Consider the following 23,265-nt stretch of genomic DNA (forward strand, 5'->3'; position numbering starts at 1 on the left):
GACCGGCAGCAGGGCGCGCGCCAGTTTGTGTTCGCCCTGGGCCCCGCCTTCAAAGTGCTGGTAACCGTTGGTTATGCACCACTGCAGCGGCTGGTAGTAGCAGGCCTCAAAGTGCAGGCAGTCCACCCGCTCCAGCGCACCCCAGTAACGGCCGTAGGCCACGCGCTCACCAGCCATGCAACTGGTGTTGAGCGCGATCAGGCTGCAGGCGATGGCCTGGCCATCGCGCTCGGCCACAAACAGCAGCCAGTCCTCGGGCATGGTGCTGGCCATGCGGGCGAAGAAATCGCGGTTCAGGTAGGGCGCGTTGCCGTGCTCCAGGTAGGTGCGCTCGTAACACCGGTAAAAGAAGTCCCAGTCCGCAGGGCTGATCTGGTTGCCTTGAGCGGCGCGAAAGGTGATCCCTGCCTGGGCCACCTTGCGCCTTTCCTGGCGAATCTTCTTGCGTTTTTCTGGCGTCAAGTGGCCCAGGAATGCTTCAAAGTTGACATAACCCGGGCTGGTGTTTTGCCAATGAAACTGCACCGTGTGGCGCAGCAGCAGGCCTGACGCTTCAAAGGCAGCCAGATCCCCGTCGCTGGCAAACAGGCTGTGCAAGCCAGAGAGTTGCTGGTGCTGGCACCATTCAAGCAATGCGCAGGCCAGCCGCTCACGGTCTGCCTGGCTCCGGGCCAGCAGGCGCGTGCCCGGCACGGGCGTGAACGGCACCGCGCACACGGCTTTGGGATAGTAGGCCAGACCGTGCTGCGCGTAGGCGCTGGCCCAGGCCCAGTCAAACACGTATTCGCCGCGCGAATGGGTCTTGAGGTACAGCACGCAGGCCGCAGCAAGCTTGCCTTCACGCTCCAGCAGAAAAAATTTCGGCGTCCAGCCGGTGTCCGCAGTGGCGCAACCGCTCGCGTGCAGGGCGTCAAGGTACTCATGGCGCATGAACGGTGTGGCCTGCGGCTGGCCCAGCAGCAGGGTGTTCCAGGCGCTGGCGGGCACTTCAGCAGGCGAATCGAGCACCCGAATGACATAATCGTTTTCAGTGTCTGTTGTTTTCTTGTCGATCATTTTTCTGTACTTTTCATGACTCTCAAAATTTGCGTGGCCCAACTCAATCTGGTGGTGGGTGACATGACCGGGAATACCCAAAAGATCGTGGCGGCCGCTCGGGCAGCCTACCTGCAGGGTGCTCGCTTGGTGCTGACCCCTGAACTGTCCATATGCGGTTATGCGGCCGAAGACCTGTTTTTGCGCAAAGCGTTCACCCAGGCCTGTGATGATGCCGTCAAAGCCGTTGCGGTTGCGCTGGCAGATTTGAAAGACCTCAGTGTGGTGGTGGGTCACCCCAAAGGCGGCGACCATCGGACGCGTTCGGTGGCAGTGCAAAGCCGCTTTAACGCGGCCAGCGTGCTGTGCGAAGGGAGGGTGGTGGCCACCTATTGCAAGCGCGAGCTGCCCAACTACCAGGTCTTTGATGAACGCCGCTATTTCACGCCGGGTCAGGACGTGTGCGTGTTTGAGGCCGGCGAGCCGGGCGACCGGGTCAAGGTGGGATTGCTGATTTGCGAAGATGCCTGGTTTGAACGCCCCGCCCAAGAGACGGTGCAGGCCGGCGCGGAACTGCTGGCGGTCATCAACGCGTCCCCCTTTCATGTCGGCAAAGGAAACGAGCGCGAGCAAATGATGCGAGAACGCGTGCTGGCCTGCGGGCGGCCGCTGGTCTATGCCCATCTGGTGGGCGGGCAGGATGAAGTGGTGTTTGAAGGCCATTCCTTTGCGCTCAATGCCGACGGCTCATTGGCGGGGCGCGCGCCCAGTTTCGTGGAGGACAGCCTGCTCATTCAAGCCAGCCGGACGACGGCAGCGATGCAGTTGCAGGCAGCGGTGGCTCCAGACCGCACCCCCGAGGCCGACTTGTGGGGCGCCCTGGTGCTGGGGGTGCGCGACTACATCGGCAAGAACGGCTTTCCCGGTGTGCTGCTGGGCTTGTCGGGTGGCATTGACTCGGCCCTGGTGCTGGCGATTGCAGTGGATGCGCTGGGCAAAGAGCGGGTGCGTGCGGTGATGATGCCGTCACCGTACACCGCCGACATCAGCTGGATCGATGCGCGCGATATGGCGGCGCGGCTTGGGGTGCGTTATAACGAGTTGTCGATCGTGCCCGAGTTCGATGCGTTCAAGGCCACGCTCTCCGGCGAGTTCAAGGGCTTGGCGGAGGACACCACCGAAGAAAATATTCAAGCGCGCATTCGGGGCACCTTGCTGATGGCGCTCAGCAACAAGTTTGGCAGCATTGTTCTGACCACCGGCAACAAGTCAGAAATGGCCACCGGGTATTGCACGCTGTACGGCGACATGGCCGGCGGCTTCGCGGTGATCAAGGATCTGGCCAAAACCACGGTGTTTCGCCTGGCCCGCTGGCGCAATGCGCATGACCCGTACGGCAGCGGTCAGGCGCCAATTCCTGAGCGCATCATCACCCGCCCACCGAGCGCCGAATTGCGGCCCGATCAGACCGACCAGGACAGCTTGCCGCCCTACGAGGTGCTTGATGCGATTCTGGAGCGCTACATGGAAAACGACGAAAGCATTGAACAGATCATTGCCGCCGGATACGCCAGCGCTGATGTCGAGCGGGTGACGCGCCTGATCAAGATCAACGAATACAAGCGGCGCCAGTCGCCCGTGGGGATTCGGCTGACGCACCGCAGCTTTGGCAAGGATTGGCGTTATCCTATTACCAACCGCTTTCGCGCATGAGGCCCTGATGCCCTTCGCCGGCCTGCCCCTCCATTTTTAACCAAGGATTTTCATGAAACAAATCACCGCCATCGTCAAACCCTTCAAACTGGAAGAAGTGCGCGAGGCCCTGGCCGAGTGCGGCGTGACGGGTCTGACCGTGACCGAGGTCAAAGGCTTTGGCCGCCAGAAAGGCCACACCGAGCTCTACCGCGGCGCCGAGTATGTGGTTGATTTTTTGCCCAAAGTCAAAATTGAAGTGGTTGTGAAAACCGACGATGTGGACAGCTGCGTCGACGCCATTGTCAAGGCCGCCCGCACCGGCAAGATTGGCGATGGCAAGATTTTTGTCACGGCGGTGGAGCGGGTGGTGCGCATTCGCACCGGGGAACTCGACGAAACCGCGATCTGAGCCAACTGTCCTGGTGAACCCGGCTCAGGCTTTAGGCTGGCTGAAGTCCACCAGTTGCGTGCCCGCCAGCGCGTCATGCCAGAACTGCCGCTGTGGGTGAAAGCGGCTCAGAACGGCCCAGATGGCGATCCAGCCGATGATGATCACAAACGCTTCGCCATTTTTGAGTTCAAACCACCAGGACGCGACCAGCGGTGGCCAAAACCACAGCCAACTCCACAGGTAGCGCAGCAGGGCCCGGCTTTGTGTCAGCGGCCGGCCGGCGCGGTCCAGCACCCGGATATGCCAGGTTTTCATGGCCAGGGTCTGGCCTTTTGACCAGAGCCAGACAAAATAAATACCAAAGATGACGAACAGAAACGCCTGCAGGGCGTGACGGTTGTCCATCGCATTTTTGGTCTGGCTCAGGGTGCCAAACAGGTAGCCGGCAATAAAAACCACGCCAAACAGCAGCATGCCCTCGTAAAGCCAGCAGGCCATGCGCCGGATCAGGCTGGGGGTGGAAAAGGGCAGGGGCATGGTTTGGAGTTTGGGAGTCGGTTTATGGCGGCTTTCTGGACAACTTGCCGGGTGGGTGCGCCCTGCACAACGCCAGAAAAGTGTGGAATTATTGCATTGACCGGCCCAACTCCCAAAGCCCGCACGGACAAGTGCGATAATGCGCGCTGCAAATCAAAGCAAACGGGCCAAGGTCCGGCGCAAAAATCAATGCGCCCATGGTTTTGGCCTTAAGTTTCGATGCAACACCAAAAGTGTTTGCAAAGAAGCACCCAAGGTATTTCGTTAGAGAAATTCACAAAGGTTCATCATGGAAATCACAAAAGCCGAAGTTGCTTCGGTGTCAAACTCTTCACATTCGCATTCTTCTGCCAAGACCAAGCCGGCTGCTGCAAGCGCCGAGCATGAGCTCAGGGGCGCAGAAATTCTCATCAAGGCCCTTCAGGCTGAAAACGTCAAGTACGTCTGGGGTTACCCTGGCGGTGCCGTGCTGCACATCTACGATGCATTTTTCAAGCAGGACACCATTCAGCATGTGCTGGTGCGGCACGAGCAGGCGGCCGTTCACGCGGCCGACGGCTACGCCCGCGCCACCGGCGATGTGGGCGTGGCGCTGGTCACCTCTGGCCCGGGCGTCACCAACGCCGTCACCGGCATTGCGACCGCTTACATGGACAGTATCCCGATGGTGATCGTGTGCGGCCAGGTGCCCACCCACGCCATCGGCATGGATGCGTTTCAGGAATGCGACACCGTGGGCATCACCCGCCCCATCGTCAAGCACAACTTTCTGGTCAAGGACGCGCGCGACCTCGCCGAGACCATGAAGAAGGCCTTCCACATTGCCCGCAGCGGCCGCCCCGGCCCGGTGGTGGTGGACATTCCGAAAGACGTTTCTTTCAAAAAGGTGCCCTACCACGGCTACCCGCAGACGATTGAAATGCGCTCCTACAACCCGGTGCGCAAGGGTCATGGCGGCCAGATCCGCAAGGCCCTGCAGTTGTTGCTGGCCGCCAAGCGTCCCTACATTTACACCGGCGGCGGCGTGCTGCTGAGCAACGCCTCGGCCGAGTTGCGCCAGTTGGTTGACATGCTGGGCTACCCCTGCACCAACACCCTGATGGGTTTGGGCGCCTACCCTGCCAGCGACCGCAAGTTTCTGGGCATGCTGGGTATGCACGGCACCGTGGAAGCCAACAACGCCATGCAGAACTGCGATGTGTTGCTGGCAGTCGGCGCCCGCTTCGATGACCGCGTCATTGGCAATCCCAAGCACTTTGCCCAGAACGAGCGCAAGATCATCCACATCGACATTGATCCGTCGAGCATCTCCAAGCGCGTCAGGGTGGACATCCCGATCGTGGGCGACGTCAAGGACGTGTTGTCCGAGATGATTGCCATGATCAAGGAAAGCGCCACCAAGCCCGACGCCAACGCGCTGGGTGCCTGGTGGGACACCATCGAGGGCTGGCGCAAGCGCGACTGCCTGAAGTACAACCCGGGTCAAAACGACATCATCAAGCCGCAATACGTGGTGGAGACGCTCTGGAACATGACCAAGGACGCCGACACGTACATCACCTCGGACGTGGGCCAGCACCAGATGTGGGCCGCGCAGTACTACCGCTTCGACGAGCCCCGACGCTGGATCAACTCCGGTGGCCTGGGCACCATGGGAGTGGGTATTCCCTACGCCATGGGCATCAAGCTGGCCAAGCCCGACAGCGAGGTCTATTGCGTGACCGGCGAGGGCTCGGTGCAGATGTGCATCCAGGAACTCTCCACCTGCCTGCAGTACAACACGCCCATCAAGATCGTGGCGCTCAACAACCGTTACCTCGGCATGGTGCGGCAGTGGCAGGAGATCGACTATGAGGGTCGCTACAGCCACAGCTACATGGACGCGCTGCCCAACTTTGTCAAGCTGGCCGAGGCCTATGGCCACGTCGGCATGCTGATCGAGCGGGCGTCCGACGTGGAGCCTGCGCTGCGTGAGGCGCGCAAACTGAAAGATCGCACGGTGTTCATGGACTTCCGCACCGACCCCACTGAAAACGTGTTCCCGATGGTGCAGGCCGGCAAGGGCATCACCGAAATGCTGCTGAGCGCGGAGGACCTTTGATCATGAAACACATCATTGCAGTTTTGCTGGAAAACGAAGCCGGCGCCCTTTCCCGTGTGGTGGGTTTGTTCTCTGCCCGCGGCTACAACATTGAGTCGCTCACGGTGGCGCCCACCGAAGACCCCAGCTTGTCGCGCATGACAATCCAGACCGCAGGATCCGAAGAGGTGATCGAACAGATCACCAAACACCTGAACCGCCTGATTGAAGTGGTCAAGGTGGTCGACCTGACCGAAGGTGCCTACACCGAGCGCGAGCTGATGATGGTCAAGGTGCGCGCCGTGGGCAAGGAGCGCGAGGAAATGAAACGCATGGCCGACATTTTCAGGGGTCGCATCATCGACGTGACCGAGAAAAGCTACACCATCGAATTGACGGGCGACCAGACCAAGAACGACGCGTTCCTGGACGCCATCGAGCGCGGCGCCATTTTGGAAACGGTGCGTACCGGCTCCAGCGGTATTGGCCGGGGCGAGCGGATTTTGCGGGTTTAGTTGGTTGGGGGCAGAGCTGAAGATCTGTCCCGCAAGTTTTAGTCAGTTGAGGACAGAGCAAATTTACTGCGTAAATCTTGGTCTGTCCCGCAAGGTCATTAGTCGGTTGGGGACAGAGCTAAAGATTTGTCCCGCAAGGTTATTAATTTTTTACAACGGAGTGAGCGATGAAAGTTTTTTACGACAAAGATTGTGATTTGAGCCTGATCAAGGGCAAGACGGTGGCCATCATTGGCTACGGCAGCCAGGGCCATGCCCACGCCCAGAACCTGAACGACAGCGGCGTCAAGGTGGTGGTGGGTCTGCGCAAGGGTGGCGCATCCTGGGACAAGGTTGGCAAGGCCGGCCTCAACGTGATGGAAGTCAATGACGCCGTCAAGCTGGCCGACGTGGTCATGATCTTGTTGCCCGACGAGCAAATCGCCGACGTCTACACCAACAACGTGGCCCCCAACATCAAGCAGGGCGCCTCGCTGGTGTTCGCACACGGTTTCAATGTGCACTACAACCAGGTTGTGCCGCGCGCTGATCTGGACGTCTGGATGGTGGCGCCCAAGGCTCCTGGCCACACGGTGCGCAACACGTACACCCAGGGTGGCGGTGTGCCGCATCTGGTGGCGGTGCATCAGGACAAGAGCGGCAAGGCGCGCGACCTGGCGCTGTCTTACGCCATGGCCAATGGTGGCGGCAAGGCCGGCATCATCGAGACCAACTTCAAGGAAGAAACCGAGACCGACCTGTTTGGTGAACAAGCTGTGTTGTGTGGTGGTGCGGTCGAGCTGATCAAGATGGGTTACGAGACCCTGGTCGAAGCCGGCTATGCGCCGGAGATGGCCTATTTTGAGTGCCTGCACGAGCTCAAGCTGATCGTCGACCTGATCTATGAAGGCGGCATCGCCAACATGAACTACTCGATCTCCAACAACGCCGAATACGGCGAGTACGTGACCGGCCCCGAAGTTATCAACGCCCAGAGCCGCGAAGCCATGCGCAACGCACTCAAACGCATCCAGAACGGTGACTATGCCAAGATGTTCATTCTGGAAGGCCGCACCAATTACCCGAGCATGACGGCGCGCCGCCGCAACACCGCTGATCACCAGATCGAAGTGGTGGGCGCCAAGTTGCGCGCAATGATGCCCTGGATCGCCAAGAACAAGCTGGTCGACCAGACCCGCAACTAACAGCGGGGCGCTTCCAACACAAAGGCTACTTCGGTGGCCTTTGTTATTATGGGCGCCCAACTGGACACAATGAATGGAAGAAGTGAACACTCCCAACACGGATCACGCTGACGCTGTGCTACTGAAGAAGCGTCGCAAAGGCATCTACATCCTTCCCAATCTGTTTACGCTGGCAGCGCTGTTCGGCGGTTTTTACGCCATCGTGATGGCGATCAATGGCCGGTTTGACCTGGCCGCGGTTGGCGTCTTTTGTGCCATGGTGCTCGACAGTCTGGACGGGCGCGTGGCCCGCATGACCAACACCCAAAGCGCTTTTGGCGAGCAGATGGATTCGCTCTCTGACATGGTGTCGTTTGGTGCCGCACCCGCCCTGATCGCGTATGTCTGGGCGCTCAAAGGCCTGGGCCGCTGGGGTTGGATCGCGGCTTTTGTGTATTGCGCTTGTGCTGCCTTGCGGCTGGCACGCTTCAACGTCAACACAACGGTGGTCGACAAGCGCTATTTTCAGGGTTTGCCGTCGCCTGCCGCCGCAGCGCTGGTAGCTGGTTTCATCTGGGTCATGACCGATCTGGGCAGCGCCGGACCACAGTGGGCCTGGCCGATGTTTGCCGTGTGCCTCTATGCCGGGCTGACCATGGTGACCAATGTGCCGTTTTACAGTTTCAAGGATGTTCAGATGAAACGCAGTGTGCCTTTTGTGGTGATTGTGCTGATTGCCATCGGCATTGCCATCATCAACATTGACCCGCCGATTGTCATGTTTGGCTTGTTTGTGCTCTATGGTTTGAGTGGCTATGTGATCTACTTCTGGCGCAAAGCCAAGGGAATTCCCACCAGCGTTATCAGCACGTCGACCGATGAACCCGACGAACGCGGCCTGCACGAATAAAGTGAGCTGTGTTATATTGAAGCCATGCATAAATTTTCACTACTGCTAAACCTGACGTCCTGCGGGCGGAGTGGTTAGCGCGTGATTGCATCAACCCCAAAAGCCCGTCAGCAACAGCGACGGGCTTTTTTGTTGCCCGGACCTTTTCTGTGACCTTTGTAAATATTCCAGGAGAAATGACATGTCAGACAAATTAATCATTTTTGACACCACCTTGCGCGATGGCGAGCAATCTCCTGGCGCCTCCATGACGCGTGATGAAAAACTGCGCATTGCGCGCCAACTCGAACGTCTGAAGGTCGATGTCATCGAAGCCGGTTTTGCGGCCAGCTCCAATGGTGACTTTGAGGCCATCAAGGCCATTGCACATGCCATCAAGGACTCCACCGTATGCTCCCTGTCGCGCGCCAATGACCGTGACATCACGCTGGCGGCTGACGCCGTGCAGGGCGCCAACCGGGCGCGCATCCACACCTTTATTGCCACATCGCCGGTGCACATGGAGAAAAAACTCCGGATGACGCCCGAGCAGGTGCTGGAACAGGCCAAACAGGCGGTGCGTTTTGCCCGCAACCGGGTGGCCGACGTTGAATTCAGCGCCGAGGATGCCTACCGCAGCGAAGAGGACTTTTTGTGCCGGGTCATAGAAGCCGTCATCAACGAAGGCGCCACCACCATCAACGTGCCTGACACGGTTGGTTATGCCATTCCTGAACTCTATGGCAACTTCATCAAACGCCTGCGTGAACGTGTGCCGAATGCTGACAAGGCCATTTGGTCAGTGCACTGCCACAACGACCTCGGGATGGCGGTGGCCAATTCTCTGGCGGGTGTCATGATCGGTGGCGCCCGCCAGATCGAATGCACCATCAACGGCCTGGGCGAGCGGGCAGGCAACTGCAGCCTGGAAGAAGTGGTGATGGCCTTGCGCACCCGGCGCGACTATTTTGATCTGGAGGTCGGTGTGGATAGCACCCAGATTCTGGCGGCCAGCCGCATGGTGAGCCAGACCACGGGTTTTGTGGTGCAGCCCAACAAGGCCATTGTGGGTGCCAACGCCTTTGCCCACGCCTCGGGCATCCACCAGGATGGCATGATGAAGGCGCGCGATACCTACGAGATCATGCGCGCAGAAGACGTGGGCTGGACCGCCAACAAGATCGTGCTTGGCAAATTGAGCGGGCGCAACGCCTTCAAACAGCGCTTGCTGGAACTTGGCGTGCAAATGGACAGCGAAGCTGACGTGAATCTGGCCTTTGCCAAATTCAAGGAACTCGCTGATCGCAAGAGCGAGATTTTTGATGAAGACATCTTGGCTTTGGTGAGCGAGGAAAACGTGGCTCAGAGCCATGAGCAGTTTGGTTTTGTTTCTTTGTCACAGCACAGCGAAACCGGTGAAATCCCGCAGGCTACGGTGGTCATGACCATCGGTGGCAAGGAAGTGACGGGTACGGCTAACGGCAATGGGCCTGTGGATGCCTCGCTCAAGGCAATTGAATCCAACGTCAAGAGCGGCGCCGAGATGGTTTTGTATTCGGTCAACGCCATCAGTGGTTCGACCGAAAGCCAGGGTGAAGTGACCGTGCGCCTGCAGAGCAGTGGCCGCATCGTCAATGGCGTGGGTGCCGACCCCGACATTGTGGTGGCCTCGGCCAAAGCCTACCTGAGCGCCCTGAATAAGCTCCAGAGTCAGGCCGAACGGGTATCAGCCCAAGTCTGATGGACGCAAAATGGTTTAACAAAGTTTTGTAAGTACTTGCTGTAGCTAATCTTTTGTGTTTAAACTGTACCCTTGCAAATTGGCCTCAAGGAGACAAGTGAATGACCACCGATCTAAACCGTTTTTTAGGTAAAAAAGTACGGGGTTTGATTTGTCTTTTGAGTCTGGTGAGCTGGTTTGGGTGGGCGCCCGCTGTGTATGCCGCCACTGCGAAAACACAAAAAACACAGAAAGTCCAAAAAGCACAGGTCAGCAAGCATAAGAAGACCGCAGTCGTGGCAAAGCGCCGCGTGTCGCAAAAATTCGCCACTGCCAAGCGCAAGTCGGCTCCCACCAGGGTGGCCGTTGCGGCCAAGCCTTCTTATGGCCAATTGGCTGGCTTGCACCAAGCGGCCGACGATCTGGATCTCAAATCGAGTGTGGCGTTTGTCATAGACCAAGATACCCAGGAAGTGCTGGTCAGCAAGAACGACCGCGCCGTTTTGCCAATTGCATCATTGACCAAGTTGATGACCGGTTTGATCATCAGTGACGCCAACTTGCCCCTGGATGAAAAAATCACCATCACGCAGGAGGATGTCGACACGGAAAAAGGCAGTAGCTCCCGCTTGCGGGTGGGCGCCGAGCTGAGCCGGGGTGAATTGCTGCACCTGGCGCTGATGTCCAGCGAAAACCGCGCCGCCCATGCGCTGGGTCGCACCTATCCGGGCGGGCTGGCGGCATTTACCAGGCTGATGAACAGCAAGGCGCAAATTCTGGGCATGAAAGACACCCGCTTTGTGGAGCCCACCGGCCTGTCCAGCCGTAACCAGTCAAGCGCGCGTGATCTCGCCAAGTTGGTCAACGTCTCGCACCAGCAGCCACTGTTGCGTGAGTTGACCACGTCCACGGGTTATCAGGTGTTGGTTGGCAATCGCGTGTTGCAGTACAACAATACCAATCGTCTGGTGAAAAACCCAAGCTGGGATATTGGCTTGCAAAAAACTGGCTACATCTCTGAGGCCGGGCGTTGTCTTGTGATGCAGACCAAGGTGGCTGGTCGGCAGTTGATCATGGTTTTTCTTGACTCGGCTGGCAAGCTGAGCCGCTTGGGAGATGCCGAACGTGTCCGCCATTGGGTCGAAGCGGCGGGCAATGCCGCAGTTTTAAAGCCTGGTGCTCATTTGGCAGGGGGCTGATCAAGCTGCGCTACTGACCTTATAGCCCAGGTTTTCCGAGATTTCCTGGGCTGTGGCTTTCAGCTTGGGCAACCAGGATTCTTCCAATCTGCCAGCTGGCGCAGAAATTGACAAACCCGCCACCAATTTACCCTGATCGTCCAGAATGCCGGCTGCCATGCAGCGCACACCAAGCTCCAGTTCTTCGTTGTCGCTGGCAGTGCGGTCCCGGCGCACTTTGGTGAGTTCTCGCTCAAGTGCCGGCAACTGTGTCAGGCTGTTCCGGGTATGACCGCTCAGGCCGGTGCGCAGCGCATAGGCCCGAAGTTTTTGCGGGTCGTCGGCTGCAAGAAACAACTTGCCCACTGAGGTCAGATGTAGCGGCGCACGGCCGCCAATCGCCCGGATCACCTGCATGCCGGAGCGCTCGCTGTAGGCTCTTTCCACATAAATGATTTCGTCGCCCTGGCGGATGCTCAGGTTGACCGGTTGTTGCGTCAACCGGTGTAATTCGCGCATTGGCTCAAGCGCGGCGTCGCGCACATTCAACCGGTTTTTGACCAGATTGCCGAGTTCCAGCAGGCGCATACCCAGGCGGTAACTGCCAGCCTGCGGGTGGTCAACAAATCGGCCCAGCACCAGGTCGTTCAAAATGCGATGCGCCGTGGAGGGGTGCAGACCCGTTTTGGCGCTGATTTCCTTGAGCGAAATAGCTTCTTCCTGCGAGGCCAGCACGTCTATCAACGTCATCAAACGTTCAATAACCTGAATGGTCGGCGCGGATGTGAGGGAAGAATCAATTTTTCGCATGCAACAACCTGAAGTGATCTTTCATTTTATCTTGTGAAATCTTCATTCATGAGTTTGGTGAGATCTGCTTTGCCGGACACGGCACGCCACTGGTGCTGAACAAAAAGCTCAAACGGCTTGAAGCGTGTTTTATAGGACATTTTTTGACTGTGGGCCACCCAATAGCCCAGGTAGAGGTACTTGAAACCCTGGGCTTGGGCGCGCTTGATCTGCCACAGCACGTTGTAATTGCCAAAAGACTGGCCCGGCTCAGGCTCATAAAAGGTGTAAACCGCTGACATGCCATCGTCAAGCTGGTCAATGATGCTCACCATTTTGAGCGCACCTGGCTCGCCGTCTGGCGATGGCTCACGAAATTCAATCAGCAAGGAATTGACGTGACTGTCAATCAGAAAATCCTGGTATTGGGTGATGTCGTCGGCGTCCATGCCACCACCCGGGTGCCTTGCCTGCTGGTAACGCTGGTACAGGGCAAAGTGTTCTGGCGAAAAGGATGGAGTGCAGATGGTGGCTGTTAAATGACGATGCTGCAACCAGGCTCGCTTTTGACTGCGGTCAGGTCGAAAGTCCGCCACCGGCAAGCGCAGCGACAGACACGCCTGGCAGTGATCACAATGCGGACGGTAATAAAACAGACCGCTGCGCCGAAAGCCATTTCGTATCAGCACAGAATACCCTGTTGTATCAATTAGATGTGCGGGCGTGGCCACCTGCGAGCGGGCAACCCGCCCGTCCAGATAACTGCAAGGGTAGTTTGCAGTGGCATAGAACTGAAGCGCCTTGAGCGCTGTATCCTGGGACTGATTCACGCTGAATCCGTATTGGGTGCAAAGAGGTACTGCCAGTATAGGGACTTGAAAACCCAGTCAATCGCAGGCCGCTGGCGCAAGGCCTGAATCCGCTCGATAAATTCCGGCCTTGGTATTTCGTGCGCCCCCAAAGACGCGAGATGCGCGGTGTTTTGCTGACAGTCAATCTGGCTGATATGGTGGTGGCGGCACAGACTCACCAAGGCTGCCAACGCAATTTTGGAAGCATCGGGCTGCCGGTAAAACATCGACTCACCAAACACAGCCTGCCCAATGGCGACGCAATACAGTCCGCCGACCAGCTCACCCTTGGCCCAGGTTTCAATGCTGTGGGCCAAACCCGCATGGTGCAGCTCGACATAGGCCTTGACCATGTCGGGCACGATCCAGGTGCCATGTGCCCCCGGCCGCGGGCAGGAGGCGCAGGTTTGAATCACCCGGGCAAAGGCGCTGTCAATGCGGATCTCGCAATCTGGGTCATTGACAAACTTCTTCAGGGTTTTTTTCAAAGAGGAGGACAGCTTGAAATTACCCACTTCGAGCACCATGCGTGGCGCCGGACTCCACCACAAAATGGGCTGGCCGGCACTGAACCACGGAAAAATTCCATCCTGGTAGGCCGCTCGCAGGGTGCTCACCGACAAATCCCCCCCGGCGCACAGCAGTCCGGGGGCCACCGAGTCGATTTCCCAGGCCGAATTGACGGGCGGGAAGGTGTCACCGCTGGCAAGCCAGGGCAAATGGACCCGAGCTTGTGTCATAACGTGGTGGTGCAAGTTGTTTGCATGGGGGTGTCGTCCAAAAACAGGAACGCCAGCGATTACAATGCGCTGGTCGGGGCGTAGCGCAGCCTGGTAGCGCATCTGGTTTGGGACCAGAGGGTCGAAGGTTCGAATCCTTTCGCCCCGACCATTATTTTCAAGGCCTGGCCGTTTTTACGGCCGGGCCTTTGTTTTTGGTGGTCAGTCAAACGCTTTATGACCGGCATGGCTCATTTTCTTCAGTTGGTAAAGGGCTTCCAGTGCTTCGCGCGGGCTCAAATCGTCGGGGTTGATGGCTTCAAGCGCGATGTCCACCGCGCTGCTGGTCATGACTTCAGCCGCCACGGGCGGGGCAAACAGGTCGATCTGGGCTTGTTGGTGCGAGGCCTGTGCCTCCAGCGCTTCCAGCGTCTGGCGCGCGTGGTTCAGCACCGCAGCGGGCATGCCGGCCAGGCGCGCCACCTGAACGCCATAACTTTTGCTGGCCGGACCCGGCTGGATTTCGTGCAAAAACACAATGTTGCGGCCCGACTCGGCGGCGCTCACATGCACGTTGACGGCGCCATGGTGGCTGGCCGGAAACTCGGTCAACTCAAAGTAGTGCGTGGCAAACAGGGTGTAGGCCTGGGTTTTGTCATGCAACTGGGTGGCGATGGCCGAGGCCAGGGCCAGTCCGTCAAAGGTGCTGGTGCCGCGGCCAATTTCATCCATCAACACCAGTGAATTGGGCGTGGCGGCATGCAGAATTTGCGCGGCCTCGGTCATCTCGAGCATGAAGGTCGACTGCGCGTTGGCCAGGTCGTCGGCCGCGCCAATGCGGGTGTGAATGGCATCAATCGGACCCAGTCGGCAGCGCCTGGCCGGCACATAACTGCCCATGCTGGCCAGCAGCGTGATCACAGCGATCTGCCGCATGTAGGTCGATTTGCCGCCCATGTTGGGGCCGGTGATGATCTGCATGCGCTGCCTGGGGCCCAGGTGGGTGTCGTTGGCGATGAAGGCGCCGGCGCTGGTCTCGGCCAGCCGCGCCTGCACCACCGGGTGGCGTCCGGCCTCGATGTCGAGGCAGGGCTCTTTGGCAAATTCTGGCGGGCACCAGTCAAGCGTCAGGCTGCGCTCGGTGAGGCCGCACAGGGCGTCGAGCGTGGCCAGTGCGCGCGCCAGTTCGGTGAGTGCCGGCACAAACGGTTGCAACTGGTCCAGTACCTGCTCATACAACCATTTTTCTCGCGCCAGTGCGCGCTCCTGTGCGCTGAGCGCCTTGTCCTCGAAGGCCTTGAGTTCGGGGGTGATGAAGCGCTCGGCATTTTTCAGGGTCTGGCGGCGCCGGTAGTCGTCGGGCACCTTGTCGAGCTGGCCTTGCGACACCTCGATGAAGAAACCATGCACCCGGTTGAACTGCACACGCAGGTTGGCAATGCCGGTGCGCGCTTTTTCACGGGTTTCCAGGTTCAGCAAAAAGCTGTCGCAGTTGGTCTGGATAGCGCGCAGCTCATCCAGATCCGCGTCAAAGCCAAGGGCGATGACACCGCCGTCGCGCACCAGCGCCGCGGGCTCGGGCGCGATGGCCTGCCGCAACAATTCTGCGCAGCCGGGAGGAGGCTGCAACTGGCTGGCAATGTCAGTCAGATAGGCCTCAAGCCCTTGCAGCACCGGCGCAAGCAAAGCGGCTTTTTGCAGTGTCAACTGCAGGCCGACCAGTTCACGTGGGCGCACCTGGCGCAGCGCGATGCGGGCCGTGATGCGCTCCACATCGGTGCTGCCCTTGAGTTGCTCACGCAGCTTGGTCCACGGGCCATCGCGTAGAACTGCCAGCGCGTTCAAGCGCTGCTGGGCTTCGTTGCGATCTCGTTTGGGCGCCACCAGCCAGCTTTTAAGCAGACGGCTGCCCATGCCGGTCATGCAGGTGTCGAGCAATGAAAACAGGGTGGGGGCCTCGTCACCGCGCAGCGTCTGCAGCAGTTCCAGGTTGCGCCGGGTGCTTGGCGGCAGGTCGATCAGCTCGCCCGCCCGTTGCACGCGCACGCGGTGGATGTGGGTGAGTGCCCGGCCCTGGGTGTGCTCGGCGTAGGCCAGCAGCGCACTGGCGGCGGCTTGCGCCTGCGCCAGGTCCTGCGCTTGCCAGGGCGCCAGGCTGGCGGCATGCAAGTGTTCCAGCAACTTGCGCTGACCCAGGCCGGCATCAAATTGCCAGTCCGGCCGCACCGAAATCGACAGCGTGCCTGACACAGGCAGGGCGCGCAGCCGGGCCTCAAAGGCGGGTGTGGCACCGGCGCTGAAGATCAGCTCACCCGGCGCAATTCGGCTCACCCAGTCGGCCAGTTCGTCGGGCGTGCACTCGGCCAGATGCACCTCGCCTTGCGTCACGCTCAGCCAGGCCAGGCCGCAACTGTTGCGCGCGCCCTGGTGCACCGCCAGCAGCATCGACTCGGTCTTGTCGCCCAACAGTTCCAGGTCGGTCAGCGTACCGGGGGTGACCACCCGCACCACCTTGCGCTCAACCGGACCCTTTGATGTGGCAACATCACCGACCTGCTCACAAATGGCCACCGACTCCCCCAGCTTGATGAGCCGCGCCAGGTAGGTGTCCACCGCGTGAAACGGCACGCCCGCCATCACCACCGGCGCACCCGCCGACTGGCCGCGCTGCGTCAGCGTGATGTTAAGCAGCCGCGCCGCCTTTTCGGCATCGGCAAAAAACAACTCGTAGAAGTCGCCCATGCGGTAAAACAGCAGGGTTTCCGGATAGTCCGCCTTCAGGCCCAGGTACTGGGCCATCATGGGGGTGTGCTTTTCTGTGTCGGTCATCGGTTGTAGTCTAGCAACTTCAAATGCACAACATCAATGACTCAGACCAGGGTTTGTTCTCCGTGGGAGCAAGGCCAGGTTGCACCAGCTGGCAGCAGCACCCACGGCGATGCTGGAGCAAGCGCCTGAGCGGGCGATGGCCGACTTTCAGGTCTGGCGTCTCAGACGTGCAGGCACGCACCAAATATTAGCAGCGGCGCACCAATTCAGTCTGAAACAGGTGCAACCCAGCGCGGATTCACGCCTGAATCGGCAAATTTCAGCGACTGGAGCAAAAAATGATGGCACGCGTTTTGCTAATAGAACATGGCAAGAACAGCGATTTGTGCTTTGAAGTGCAAATGCTCTGGCGTAGGGTCACTAGGGTTCCGGTTGCTGAATGAAGTATTCGCGCAATGTCTGGTCCGAGAGTGCCCCGGCCTCGCAAGAGGCTCCACGGAGGGATAAAAGCCCGGGAGAACGATGTACAGATCGTCTCTTCCTGCGCCTTTTATTCACTCCAGGAGCTTTGTCATGCGTTCATCAAGTCTTTCTCAATCTGCCACCGGCACATCTTCTTTGCTGAGCCGCTTGTTCAAACCCGCCTTGGGTTTGGCGGTATCCCTGGCTGCTGTCTCAAGTTTCGCGGCCGGCCCCACCACCATGAAATTGGGCACCGTGGTCTGGATCGGCTACGGCCCCTTCTATGTTGCTGACGCGTTGGACCTGTATAAAAAATACAACCTCAAGGTGTCTCTGCAGGTATTCAACGACCCCGCCCTGATTCCTTCTGCCATTGCCTCGGGTGCCGTCGATGGCGGCCACTTGACCTATGACCAGGTGGTGGGGCAGGTGGCCACCGGTAACTCGCAAAAGGTGGTGATGCCAATTGACTATTCCAATGGCGGCGACGCCATCGTGGTCGACGGAAGCATCAAGACGGTGAAGGACTTCAAGGGCAAAAAAGTCGGTTTCAACCCGCTGTCACCGTCAGACTTTTTGTTGTCCTATGCGCTCAAGACCAATGGCATGACCGACAAGGACATTGTTCCTATCAGCATGACGCCTGAAGCGGTGCCCGCCGCCATGGCCTCCGGCCAACTGCCCATTGGCGTGACCTACGAGCCCAGCCTGTCGCAAATTCTGGGTCAGGGCGGCGGCAACAAGTTCAAGGTGGTGTTCTCGTCCAAAAATGCGCCGGGCCTGATTGCCGACGTGATGGTGTTTGATGAAAAGGTCATCAAGGCCAAGCCCACCGAGATCACCGGCATCATCAAGGCCTACCTGGACGGTTTGGCCTACATGAAGGCCAAACCCGATGAATCGGCCAAGATCATTGGCAAGTTCATGGGGGTGTCAGCCAAGGAGGTGAAAGAGCAGCTCTCGGGTGTGTACAACATTCCCCTGGCTGAAATGCCCAAGGCCTTCATGAAGGCCAAGGAAACCACGTCTTACTACGCCAGCGGCGAGATCATTGGCGAACTGCTCAAGGCCAAGGGCCAGATCAAGACGATCCCGGCGACAGAAGCCACCTTTGACGCGCAATTTGTCACCGCATTGACCAAGAAATAAGTTTTGGTTTGACCTGCTGCAGAACCGATGGGTCGTCCCCATTTGTTCTGCAGCCCTTGATTCTTTGAGAGGTGTTTGATGGCGCAAATTTTTCGTTACCCCGATGGTGTCTGGCCCAATGTGGCGGCACTGGCGTTCACCTTGTCGGGCTATGGGCTTGGCGTGGCCTTGCTGGGCTCTGACGCCTGGGCGCTTAATGCGCTGGGCCTGGCGCTGGTGGCCCAAACTTTAATTTGGTCGGCCTATTTCATTCATGAATTCGCCCACAACGCCATCTTCAAGACCGCGGGCGCCAACGAGCGCTGGGGAATTTTGATGAGCTGGGTCAACGGCAGTTGCTACGCCAGTTTTGCCGACATGCGGCGCAAGCACATGCGCCACCATGTGGAGCGCGCCGATGTCATCACCTTCGACGTCCGCGGGTTTTTGTTGCGCGCGCCGGCCTGGTTTCGCAACGCCGTGCTGGCGCTGGAGTGGGCCTACTTTCCGGCGGTTGAATTTTTAATGCGGGCCTTTGTGCTGGCGCTGCCGTTCCGGGATGAGCGCAAACGCGCCGCCAGGGGCCGCATTCTGGGCGTGGCGGCGATTCGCCTGAGTGCCTTTGCCGTGCTGGGCTGGTGGTCGATGAAAGCGCTGCTGCTTTATTTTTTGGCGTACCTGGTGTTTGTCACGGTGCTGCGTTTTGCCGATTGTTTTCAGCACACCTACGACGCCTATCCGATCCTGGACGACAAGCCCATTCCGGCTGACAAGCTGCGTGACCGCGCCTACGAGCAGGCCAACACCTTCAGCAATGTGGTGGGCCTGAACCATCCCTGGCTCAACCTGCTGTGGCTGAACTTTGGCTACCACAACGCGCACCATGAGCGCCCCACGGCGCCCTGGCACCGCTTGCCGGCGTTCCACCGCGAGCTGTATGCCGATGACTACGCGCAGGTGACGCCGGTGCGCGAGTTGCTGCGCAGCTTTCACATCAACCGCGTCAAGCGTGTGCTGGCCAGCGACTACGGCCAGGTGCAGGCGCCCGGCACACCGGGCCGTGCCGATGGATTTCTGGGCGCCGTTGGGGTGTCGTTCTTGACGGCGGTGTGAGTTGAAGCCCAGCTACGCCTTGCAGGGCAAAACGGTGGTGCTCACAGGCGCTGCCGGCGGCATTGGCCAGGCTTTGGCCCACGCCTATGCCAAGCAGGGCGTGCGCCTGCTGCTGCTCGACCGGGCTGCGCTGGCGCTGCAAGCGCTGGCTGAGTCGCTGGCAGCACATGCCGAGGTGACCACCGCCGTGTGCGATCTGGGGGACGACGCGCAGGTGGCTGCGCTGGCTGCGCGCCTGCAAAGCCGATGGGGCAGGGTGGACGTGCTGGTCAACAACGCGGGCGTGGAATACCCTACCCCGATCGACAGCCCGGCGCCGGACGCCATGGCGCGCTGGGCGAGTCTGCTTGACAACAATGTGCTGAGCATGGTGCGCCTCACACGCGCATTGCTGCCGTTGATGCCCGCTGGCGCCAGTGTCATCAACCAGTCGTCGATTTGGGGCAAGACCGGCGTTGCCGACTTTTCGGCTTATGTGGCGAGCAAACACGCGGTCATCGGGTTGACCCGTTCGCTGGCGTTTGAGTTGGGCGGGCGCGGTATTCGTGTCAATGCGGTGTGCCCGGGCTGGATCCGCACCGAGGCCGCCATGCGCTCGCTTGCCAGCATGGCTCAGCAGCAGGGCTGCAGCGAGGCTGAGGTCGAGCGCGACTTGCTGGCACAACAGGCGCTGCCCGGCATGCTCAGCCCAGATGACCTGGCAGGCATTTTTCTCTTTTTGGCAAGTGCCGACGCAACCGCCCTGACCGGGCAGGCCATCGTGGTCAGCAATGGCGAGGTGATGAGCTGATGGCGGCTAACCTGACCCTGTCACTGGCTGGGCGCACAGCACTCGTCACCGGTGCCGCCACCGGCATTGGCCGCGCCATCGCGCTGGCTTTTGCGCGGGCTGGCGCGGCGGTTGTTGTCAACCACCTGGGCCGCAAAGAGCAGGCGGATGTGCTGGTGCAAGAAATTCATCAGTTGGGTGGCCAGGCCTGGGCGCTGGAAGCCGATGTGTGTGTTGCGGCCGACGTGACCCGGCTGGCGGAGCAACTTCAGCAGCGCTGTGGCACGCTGGATATTCTGGTCAACAACGCCGGCATCATTCAGGAAAAACCGTTTCTGGACACCACTGAGGCCGACTGGGACCGCATGCTGGGCGTGGACCTGAAGTCGGTATTTTTGACCTGTCGCGCGTTTTTGCCGGGCATGGTGGCGCGCCAGCAGGGCGTGATCATCAACATCGCCTCCGATCTGGGACTTTTGGGACGTGCCCAGTTGGCACCGTACTGCGCGGCCAAGGCGGGTGTGATCGGCTTGACCCGATCCTTGGCGCGGGAATTTGCCCCGGCCATCCGTGTCAACGCCATTGCGCCGGGGCCGGTGGCTACCGCCATGGTGTCGCTGGAATCCATGAGTGCCGAGTCGATTCAAAAAGAGCTCGACATTCCCCAGCAGCGTCTCGCAGAGCCTGAAGAGATTGCCGCCACAACGTTGTTTCTGGCCTCGGACTTATCGCGTTTTTATTGTGGCCAGGTGCTCGGGCCCAATGGCGGCTCGGTGATGCCCTGAGTTGCCACCATTTTTCATGACCCACACGTCAGTCTCCCACCATTCCCCAGCGCTGCCATTGCTGGTGCTGCTGTTCTCGTCCTCGTTGTGGGGCCTGTCCTGGTGGCCTTTGAAGCAGTTTGTCGAAGTGGGCTTAAGCGGGCCAATGCTGTCCATGTTGGTGTATGGCCCGGTGGGGCTGGTGCTGGCCGCGTATCTGTGGCGCGAACGCATGGCCTGGCGGTCGCAGGCCGGCCTGCTGATCGCCCTGGCGCTGGTGGGTGGCTGGGCCAATACCTCGTTTGTCAACGCGCTGATGCTGGGCGACGTGGTGCGTGTCATGTTTTTGTTTTACCTATCGCCAGTTTGGTCGGTGCTGGGGGGCTGGCTGTTTTTGAAGGAGCGTGTCAGCGTCCGCCGCAAGTTGGCGGTGGCAGTGGCGCTGGCCGGACTCTGGCTGGTGCTGGGCGGGGCAAAGGCCTTCAGCACGGCCTTGAGCGTGGCCGACGTGCTGGCGCTCACCGCCGGGCTGGCGTTTGCCGGCAACAACGTGATTGCACGGGCCGGCCAGGCGATTCCGATCCGCTCCAAAACAGCGGCTGTTTTCCTGGGTTGTGGCGTCCTCTCCGGGGTCTGGGTGGTGGGTTTGGGCACGCCTGTGCCCGACGTGTCGCTGCCCGTGTCCCTGGCGGTGCTGGCGTATGGTTTTGGCTGGCTGCTGCTGGCAACTGCCACCTGGCAATTTGGTGTGACGCACATGGAAAGCGGGCGCGCTGGCGTGGTCATGCTGGCCGAACTGCTGGTGGCCGTGCTCACCGCCACTTGGTGGGGCGGCGAAGCCTTGTCGGCGCTGGAATGGGTCGGCGGCGCGCTGATTGCCTGCGCCGCACTGATCGAGGCCACCGACACCGGCGCGCCAACACCCGTCATCCCAATTTTGAAAAAGGAAACTCCATGAGCACTGTCTGGATGAACCAACTGTCGTGGCTCGACTACCAGAGCCGCATCCAAAAAGACCAGCCGCCCATCTTGTTGCCGGTGGGTGCGCTGGAGCAGCACGGGCCCCATTTGCCGCTGGGCACCGATGGCCTGCTGTCGGCCTCGGTCGCGGCGGATGCCGCCGCGCGCGTGGGTGGCCTGGTGGCGCCAACGCTGTCCTATGGCTACAAGTCCCAGCCCAAGTGTGGCGGCGGCCAGCATTTTTGCGGCACCACCAGCGTCGATGCCGCCACCCTGATTGGCTCGGTGCGCGATGCCGTGCGTGAATTTGCCCGCCATGGCGTGACCAAGCTGGTGGTGGTCAACGGCCACTATGAGAACCAGTGGTTTTTGATCGAGGGCATTGACCTGGGCCTGCGTGATGCGGGCCCCGGCACCCAACTCGAAGTGATGCGGCTCGAATACTGGGATTTCATGACCCCAGACACTCTGGCCGATGTGTTCCCGCAGGGCTTTCCCGGCTTTGCCTTGGAGCATGCCGCGGTGCTGGAAACGTCGATGATGCTGCACTACCACCCTTCACTGGTGCGGCTCGACCTGATTCCCGACGACGGCCCGGCGGACTTTCCGCCCTACGACATGTACCCCACACGCACCGACTGGGTGCCGCCGTCCGGGGTGTTGTCCTCTGCCAAAGGTTCCAGCGCTGAAAAAGGCCGCCTGCTGGCGCAGGAAGTGGCCGTGCGCATCGCCCAGGCCATTGAAAACGGGTTTTCCCCGGCGAAGTGAATACGATGCACCGCGCGTGTGATATTTACCCTGGCAGGTCGGCGCTGATTGTTATCGACATGCAGCGCGACTTTTGCAGTCCGAACGGTTATGCGGCGCGCGCGGGTCTGGATGTTGAGCGGCTGGCCCGGCCCATTGCCCAGGTCCAGCGCCTGCTGACGGCGGCGCGCGTGGCCGGCCTGCTGGTGGTGCACACGCGCGAGGGGCATCAGCCAGATCTGTCGGACTGCCCGCCGGAGAAAATGCGGCGCAGCATTCAGGCCGGCGCGCCCATCGGCAGTGCGGGCCCCATGGGACGCCTGCTGGTGCGCGGTGAATATGGGCACGACTTTATTGATGCTTTAAAGCCGCAGGCTGGTGAAGTGGTGATTGACAAGCCGGGTTATGGTGCGTTCCACCAGACTGACCTGGAAGGTCTGCTCATCAGCCGCAACATCCGTCAATTGATCCTGTGCGGCGTGACCACCGAGGTGTGTGTGCACTCCACCTTGCGCGAAGCGGTGGACCGTGGTTATCGTTGCACCACTGTGAGTGATGCGACCGCCGCCAGTGATTCCGCTTTGCAGGCGCCGGCGCTGGCGATGATTGGTGTCGAGGGCGGCATCTTCGGCCAGGTCGCCAGCACGGATCAAGTGCTACTGGCCCTGCTGGTGACAACTGACCGGAAAGCCATCGCATGACACAAGTCAAAAAAATGTGGCCGCTGCTCACCGCCACCCATCGCTACGACAAATCCATTTCGACCCTGAATCGGGGGCATGGGCAGCAGATCGAGGCGCCCATCCTGGCCTACTTGATCGAAACCGCGAATGGCCGCATCCTGTATGACGTGGGTTGTGACCACGCCAAGATCCATGACCCCATCGCCCGCGCCCGTTATTACAACCCGGAGCTGTTCGCGTTCGGGGCGCCCGAGATGCTCGAGCAGCAGCGTATACCCCATCACCTGGCGCGTTTGGGGCTGACACCG

At 59.9% G+C, this 23,265-nt stretch carries 21 protein-coding genes, 1 tRNA gene, 1 pseudogene and 1 riboswitch; of the genes and pseudogenes, 17 read left to right on the forward strand and 6 right to left on the reverse strand.

What is annotated here, in order from left to right; all coding sequences use genetic code 11:
- Positions 1-1,056 (reverse strand): GNAT family N-acetyltransferase (locus tag GPS82_RS06190; RefSeq protein WP_296492232.1); only part of this gene is annotated, 1,056 nt, incomplete at its 3' end.
- Positions 1,057-1,071: 15 nt separating this feature from the next.
- On the opposite strand from GPS82_RS06190, the gene GPS82_RS06195 reads away from it, so the two are divergent.
- Positions 1,072-2,748: an NAD+ synthase gene (locus GPS82_RS06195; RefSeq protein ID WP_296492234.1), complete on the forward strand. Its 1,677-nt coding sequence runs from the start codon at positions 1,072-1,074 to the stop codon at positions 2,746-2,748.
- A gap of 52 nt (positions 2,749-2,800) precedes the next feature.
- On the forward strand, positions 2,801-3,139 hold the full coding sequence (locus tag GPS82_RS06200) for a P-II family nitrogen regulator (RefSeq protein ID WP_296492237.1): 339 nt from the start codon (positions 2,801-2,803) through the stop codon (positions 3,137-3,139).
- Between the two features lie 24 nt (positions 3,140-3,163).
- Here GPS82_RS06200 and GPS82_RS06205 read toward each other — a convergent pair whose 3' ends face one another.
- The gene (locus tag GPS82_RS06205) at positions 3,164-3,658 is read right to left on the reverse strand and encodes an RDD family protein (protein ID WP_296492240.1); all 495 of its coding nucleotides are present in this window, start codon (positions 3,656-3,658) and stop codon (positions 3,164-3,166) included.
- Between the two features lie 289 nt (positions 3,659-3,947).
- Between GPS82_RS06205 and GPS82_RS06210 the strand changes: the two genes are divergently transcribed.
- From GPS82_RS06210 to pbpG, 6 genes are all read left to right on the forward strand, one after another.
- Complete coding sequence (locus tag GPS82_RS06210; protein ID WP_296492243.1) at positions 3,948-5,759, forward strand: acetolactate synthase 3 catalytic subunit; 1,812 nt, start codon at positions 3,948-3,950, stop codon at positions 5,757-5,759.
- Between the two features lie 2 nt (positions 5,760-5,761).
- Positions 5,762-6,253 (forward strand): acetolactate synthase small subunit, encoded by a 492-nt coding sequence (gene ilvN / locus GPS82_RS06215; RefSeq protein WP_296492246.1) that lies wholly within the window; start codon positions 5,762-5,764, stop codon positions 6,251-6,253.
- Between the two features lie 167 nt (positions 6,254-6,420).
- Positions 6,421-7,437: a ketol-acid reductoisomerase gene (gene ilvC, locus GPS82_RS06220; protein WP_296492249.1), complete on the forward strand. Its 1,017-nt coding sequence runs from the start codon at positions 6,421-6,423 to the stop codon at positions 7,435-7,437.
- Between the two features lie 82 nt (positions 7,438-7,519).
- Positions 7,520-8,326 carry a CDP-diacylglycerol--serine O-phosphatidyltransferase gene (gene pssA / locus GPS82_RS06225; protein WP_296492253.1) on the forward strand — a complete coding sequence of 269 codons (807 nt, stop codon included), beginning with the start codon at positions 7,520-7,522 and terminating at the stop codon, positions 8,324-8,326.
- Positions 8,327-8,507: 181 nt separating this feature from the next.
- Complete coding sequence (locus GPS82_RS06230) at positions 8,508-10,046, forward strand: 2-isopropylmalate synthase (RefSeq protein WP_296492254.1); 1,539 nt, start codon at positions 8,508-8,510, stop codon at positions 10,044-10,046.
- A gap of 101 nt (positions 10,047-10,147) precedes the next feature.
- The gene (gene pbpG, locus GPS82_RS06235; RefSeq protein WP_296492256.1) at positions 10,148-11,224 is read left to right on the forward strand and encodes a D-alanyl-D-alanine endopeptidase; all 1,077 of its coding nucleotides are present in this window, start codon (positions 10,148-10,150) and stop codon (positions 11,222-11,224) included.
- Here the strand turns inward: pbpG and GPS82_RS06240 are convergent, their stop codons facing one another.
- The 3 genes from GPS82_RS06240 to aat are packed head-to-tail and all read right to left on the reverse strand — an operon-like array spanning position 11,225 to position 13,583.
- A complete protein-coding gene (locus GPS82_RS06240) occupies positions 11,225-12,013 on the reverse strand; it encodes an IclR family transcriptional regulator (RefSeq protein WP_296492259.1) in 789 nt (262 codons plus the stop codon).
- Between the two features lie 26 nt (positions 12,014-12,039).
- Complete coding sequence (locus GPS82_RS06245; protein ID WP_296492261.1) at positions 12,040-12,822, reverse strand: arginyltransferase; 783 nt, start codon at positions 12,820-12,822, stop codon at positions 12,040-12,042.
- Positions 12,819-13,583 (reverse strand): leucyl/phenylalanyl-tRNA--protein transferase, encoded by a 765-nt coding sequence (gene aat / locus GPS82_RS06250; RefSeq protein WP_296492263.1) that lies wholly within the window; start codon positions 13,581-13,583, stop codon positions 12,819-12,821. Before aat ends, GPS82_RS06245 begins: the two co-directional genes overlap by 4 nt.
- 74 nt (positions 13,584-13,657) lie before the next feature.
- On the opposite strand from aat, the gene GPS82_RS06255 reads away from it, so the two are divergent.
- Positions 13,658-13,734: transfer RNA gene (locus tag GPS82_RS06255), tRNA-Pro, on the forward strand.
- Between the two features lie 50 nt (positions 13,735-13,784).
- On the opposite strand, the gene mutS is transcribed toward GPS82_RS06255, so the two are convergent.
- Positions 13,785-16,391, reverse strand: a complete 2,607-nt coding sequence (gene mutS, locus GPS82_RS06260; protein ID WP_296492266.1) for a DNA mismatch repair protein MutS — start codon at positions 16,389-16,391, stop codon at positions 13,785-13,787.
- Between the two features lie 349 nt (positions 16,392-16,740).
- Positions 16,741-16,851: riboswitch (guanidine-I (ykkC/yxkD leader) on the forward strand.
- Between the two features lie 53 nt (positions 16,852-16,904).
- Between mutS and GPS82_RS06265 the strand changes: the two genes are divergently transcribed.
- The 8 genes and pseudogenes from GPS82_RS06265 to GPS82_RS06300 all read left to right on the forward strand — a co-directional run.
- Positions 16,905-17,942 (forward strand): ABC transporter substrate-binding protein, encoded by a 1,038-nt coding sequence (locus GPS82_RS06265; RefSeq protein ID WP_296492269.1) that lies wholly within the window; start codon positions 16,905-16,907, stop codon positions 17,940-17,942.
- Between the two features lie 78 nt (positions 17,943-18,020).
- Complete coding sequence (locus GPS82_RS06270) at positions 18,021-19,034, forward strand: fatty acid desaturase (protein ID WP_296492272.1); 1,014 nt, start codon at positions 18,021-18,023, stop codon at positions 19,032-19,034.
- Between the two features lies 1 nt (position 19,035).
- Positions 19,036-19,824 carry an SDR family oxidoreductase gene (locus GPS82_RS06275; RefSeq protein WP_296492274.1) on the forward strand — a complete coding sequence of 263 codons (789 nt, stop codon included), beginning with the start codon at positions 19,036-19,038 and terminating at the stop codon, positions 19,822-19,824.
- Positions 19,824-20,588, forward strand: a complete 765-nt coding sequence (gene fabG, locus GPS82_RS06280) for a 3-oxoacyl-ACP reductase FabG (RefSeq protein ID WP_296492277.1) — start codon at positions 19,824-19,826, stop codon at positions 20,586-20,588. The genes GPS82_RS06275 and fabG overlap by 1 nt, the downstream gene beginning before the upstream one ends.
- 16 nt (positions 20,589-20,604) lie before the next feature.
- Positions 20,605-21,525, forward strand: a complete 921-nt coding sequence (locus GPS82_RS06285) for a DMT family transporter (RefSeq protein ID WP_296492280.1) — start codon at positions 20,605-20,607, stop codon at positions 21,523-21,525.
- Complete coding sequence (locus GPS82_RS06290) at positions 21,522-22,295, forward strand: creatininase (RefSeq protein WP_296492282.1); 774 nt, start codon at positions 21,522-21,524, stop codon at positions 22,293-22,295. Before GPS82_RS06285 ends, GPS82_RS06290 begins: the two co-directional genes overlap by 4 nt.
- A 5-nt stretch (positions 22,296-22,300) precedes the next feature.
- Positions 22,301-22,975 (forward strand): isochorismatase family cysteine hydrolase, encoded by a 675-nt coding sequence (locus tag GPS82_RS06295; RefSeq protein WP_296492285.1) that lies wholly within the window; start codon positions 22,301-22,303, stop codon positions 22,973-22,975.
- Positions 22,972-23,265: pseudogene (locus GPS82_RS06300) on the forward strand (N-acyl homoserine lactonase family protein); the annotation flags it as partial. The gene GPS82_RS06295 and the pseudogene GPS82_RS06300, both read left to right, overlap by 4 nt.

It is taken from the genome of Rhodoferax sp. (assembly GCF_011391645.1).
GTDB lineage: Bacteria > Pseudomonadota > Gammaproteobacteria > Burkholderiales > Burkholderiaceae_C > Rhodoferax.

What these genes read in the sequence shown, in the direction of transcription:
- GPS82_RS06195 (WP_296492234.1), top strand. Translation starts at nt 1,072, where the DNA reads ATGACTCTCAAAATTTGCGTGGCCCAACTCAATCTGGTGGTGGGTGAC.
- GPS82_RS06200 (WP_296492237.1), top strand. Translation starts at nt 2,801, where the DNA reads ATGAAACAAATCACCGCCATCGTCAAACCCTTCAAACTGGAAGAAGTG.
- GPS82_RS06205 (WP_296492240.1), bottom strand. Translation starts at nt 3,658, where the DNA reads ATGCCCCTGCCCTTTTCCACCCCCAGCCTGATCCGGCGCATGGCCTGC.
- GPS82_RS06210 (WP_296492243.1), top strand. Translation starts at nt 3,948, where the DNA reads ATGGAAATCACAAAAGCCGAAGTTGCTTCGGTGTCAAACTCTTCACAT.
- ilvN (WP_296492246.1), top strand. Translation starts at nt 5,762, where the DNA reads ATGAAACACATCATTGCAGTTTTGCTGGAAAACGAAGCCGGCGCCCTT.
- ilvC (WP_296492249.1), top strand. Translation starts at nt 6,421, where the DNA reads ATGAAAGTTTTTTACGACAAAGATTGTGATTTGAGCCTGATCAAGGGC.
- GPS82_RS06230 (WP_296492254.1), top strand. Translation starts at nt 8,508, where the DNA reads ATGTCAGACAAATTAATCATTTTTGACACCACCTTGCGCGATGGCGAG.
- pbpG (WP_296492256.1), top strand. Translation starts at nt 10,148, where the DNA reads ATGACCACCGATCTAAACCGTTTTTTAGGTAAAAAAGTACGGGGTTTG.
- GPS82_RS06240 (WP_296492259.1), bottom strand. Translation starts at nt 12,013, where the DNA reads ATGCGAAAAATTGATTCTTCCCTCACATCCGCGCCGACCATTCAGGTT.
- aat (WP_296492263.1), bottom strand. Translation starts at nt 13,583, where the DNA reads ATGACACAAGCTCGGGTCCATTTGCCCTGGCTTGCCAGCGGTGACACC.
- mutS (WP_296492266.1), bottom strand. Translation starts at nt 16,391, where the DNA reads ATGACCGACACAGAAAAGCACACCCCCATGATGGCCCAGTACCTGGGC.
- GPS82_RS06265 (WP_296492269.1), top strand. Translation starts at nt 16,905, where the DNA reads ATGCGTTCATCAAGTCTTTCTCAATCTGCCACCGGCACATCTTCTTTG.
- GPS82_RS06270 (WP_296492272.1), top strand. Translation starts at nt 18,021, where the DNA reads ATGGCGCAAATTTTTCGTTACCCCGATGGTGTCTGGCCCAATGTGGCG.
- fabG (WP_296492277.1), top strand. Translation starts at nt 19,824, where the DNA reads ATGGCGGCTAACCTGACCCTGTCACTGGCTGGGCGCACAGCACTCGTC.
- GPS82_RS06285 (WP_296492280.1), top strand. Translation starts at nt 20,605, where the DNA reads ATGACCCACACGTCAGTCTCCCACCATTCCCCAGCGCTGCCATTGCTG.
- GPS82_RS06290 (WP_296492282.1), top strand. Translation starts at nt 21,522, where the DNA reads ATGAGCACTGTCTGGATGAACCAACTGTCGTGGCTCGACTACCAGAGC.
- GPS82_RS06295 (WP_296492285.1), top strand. Translation starts at nt 22,301, where the DNA reads ATGCACCGCGCGTGTGATATTTACCCTGGCAGGTCGGCGCTGATTGTT.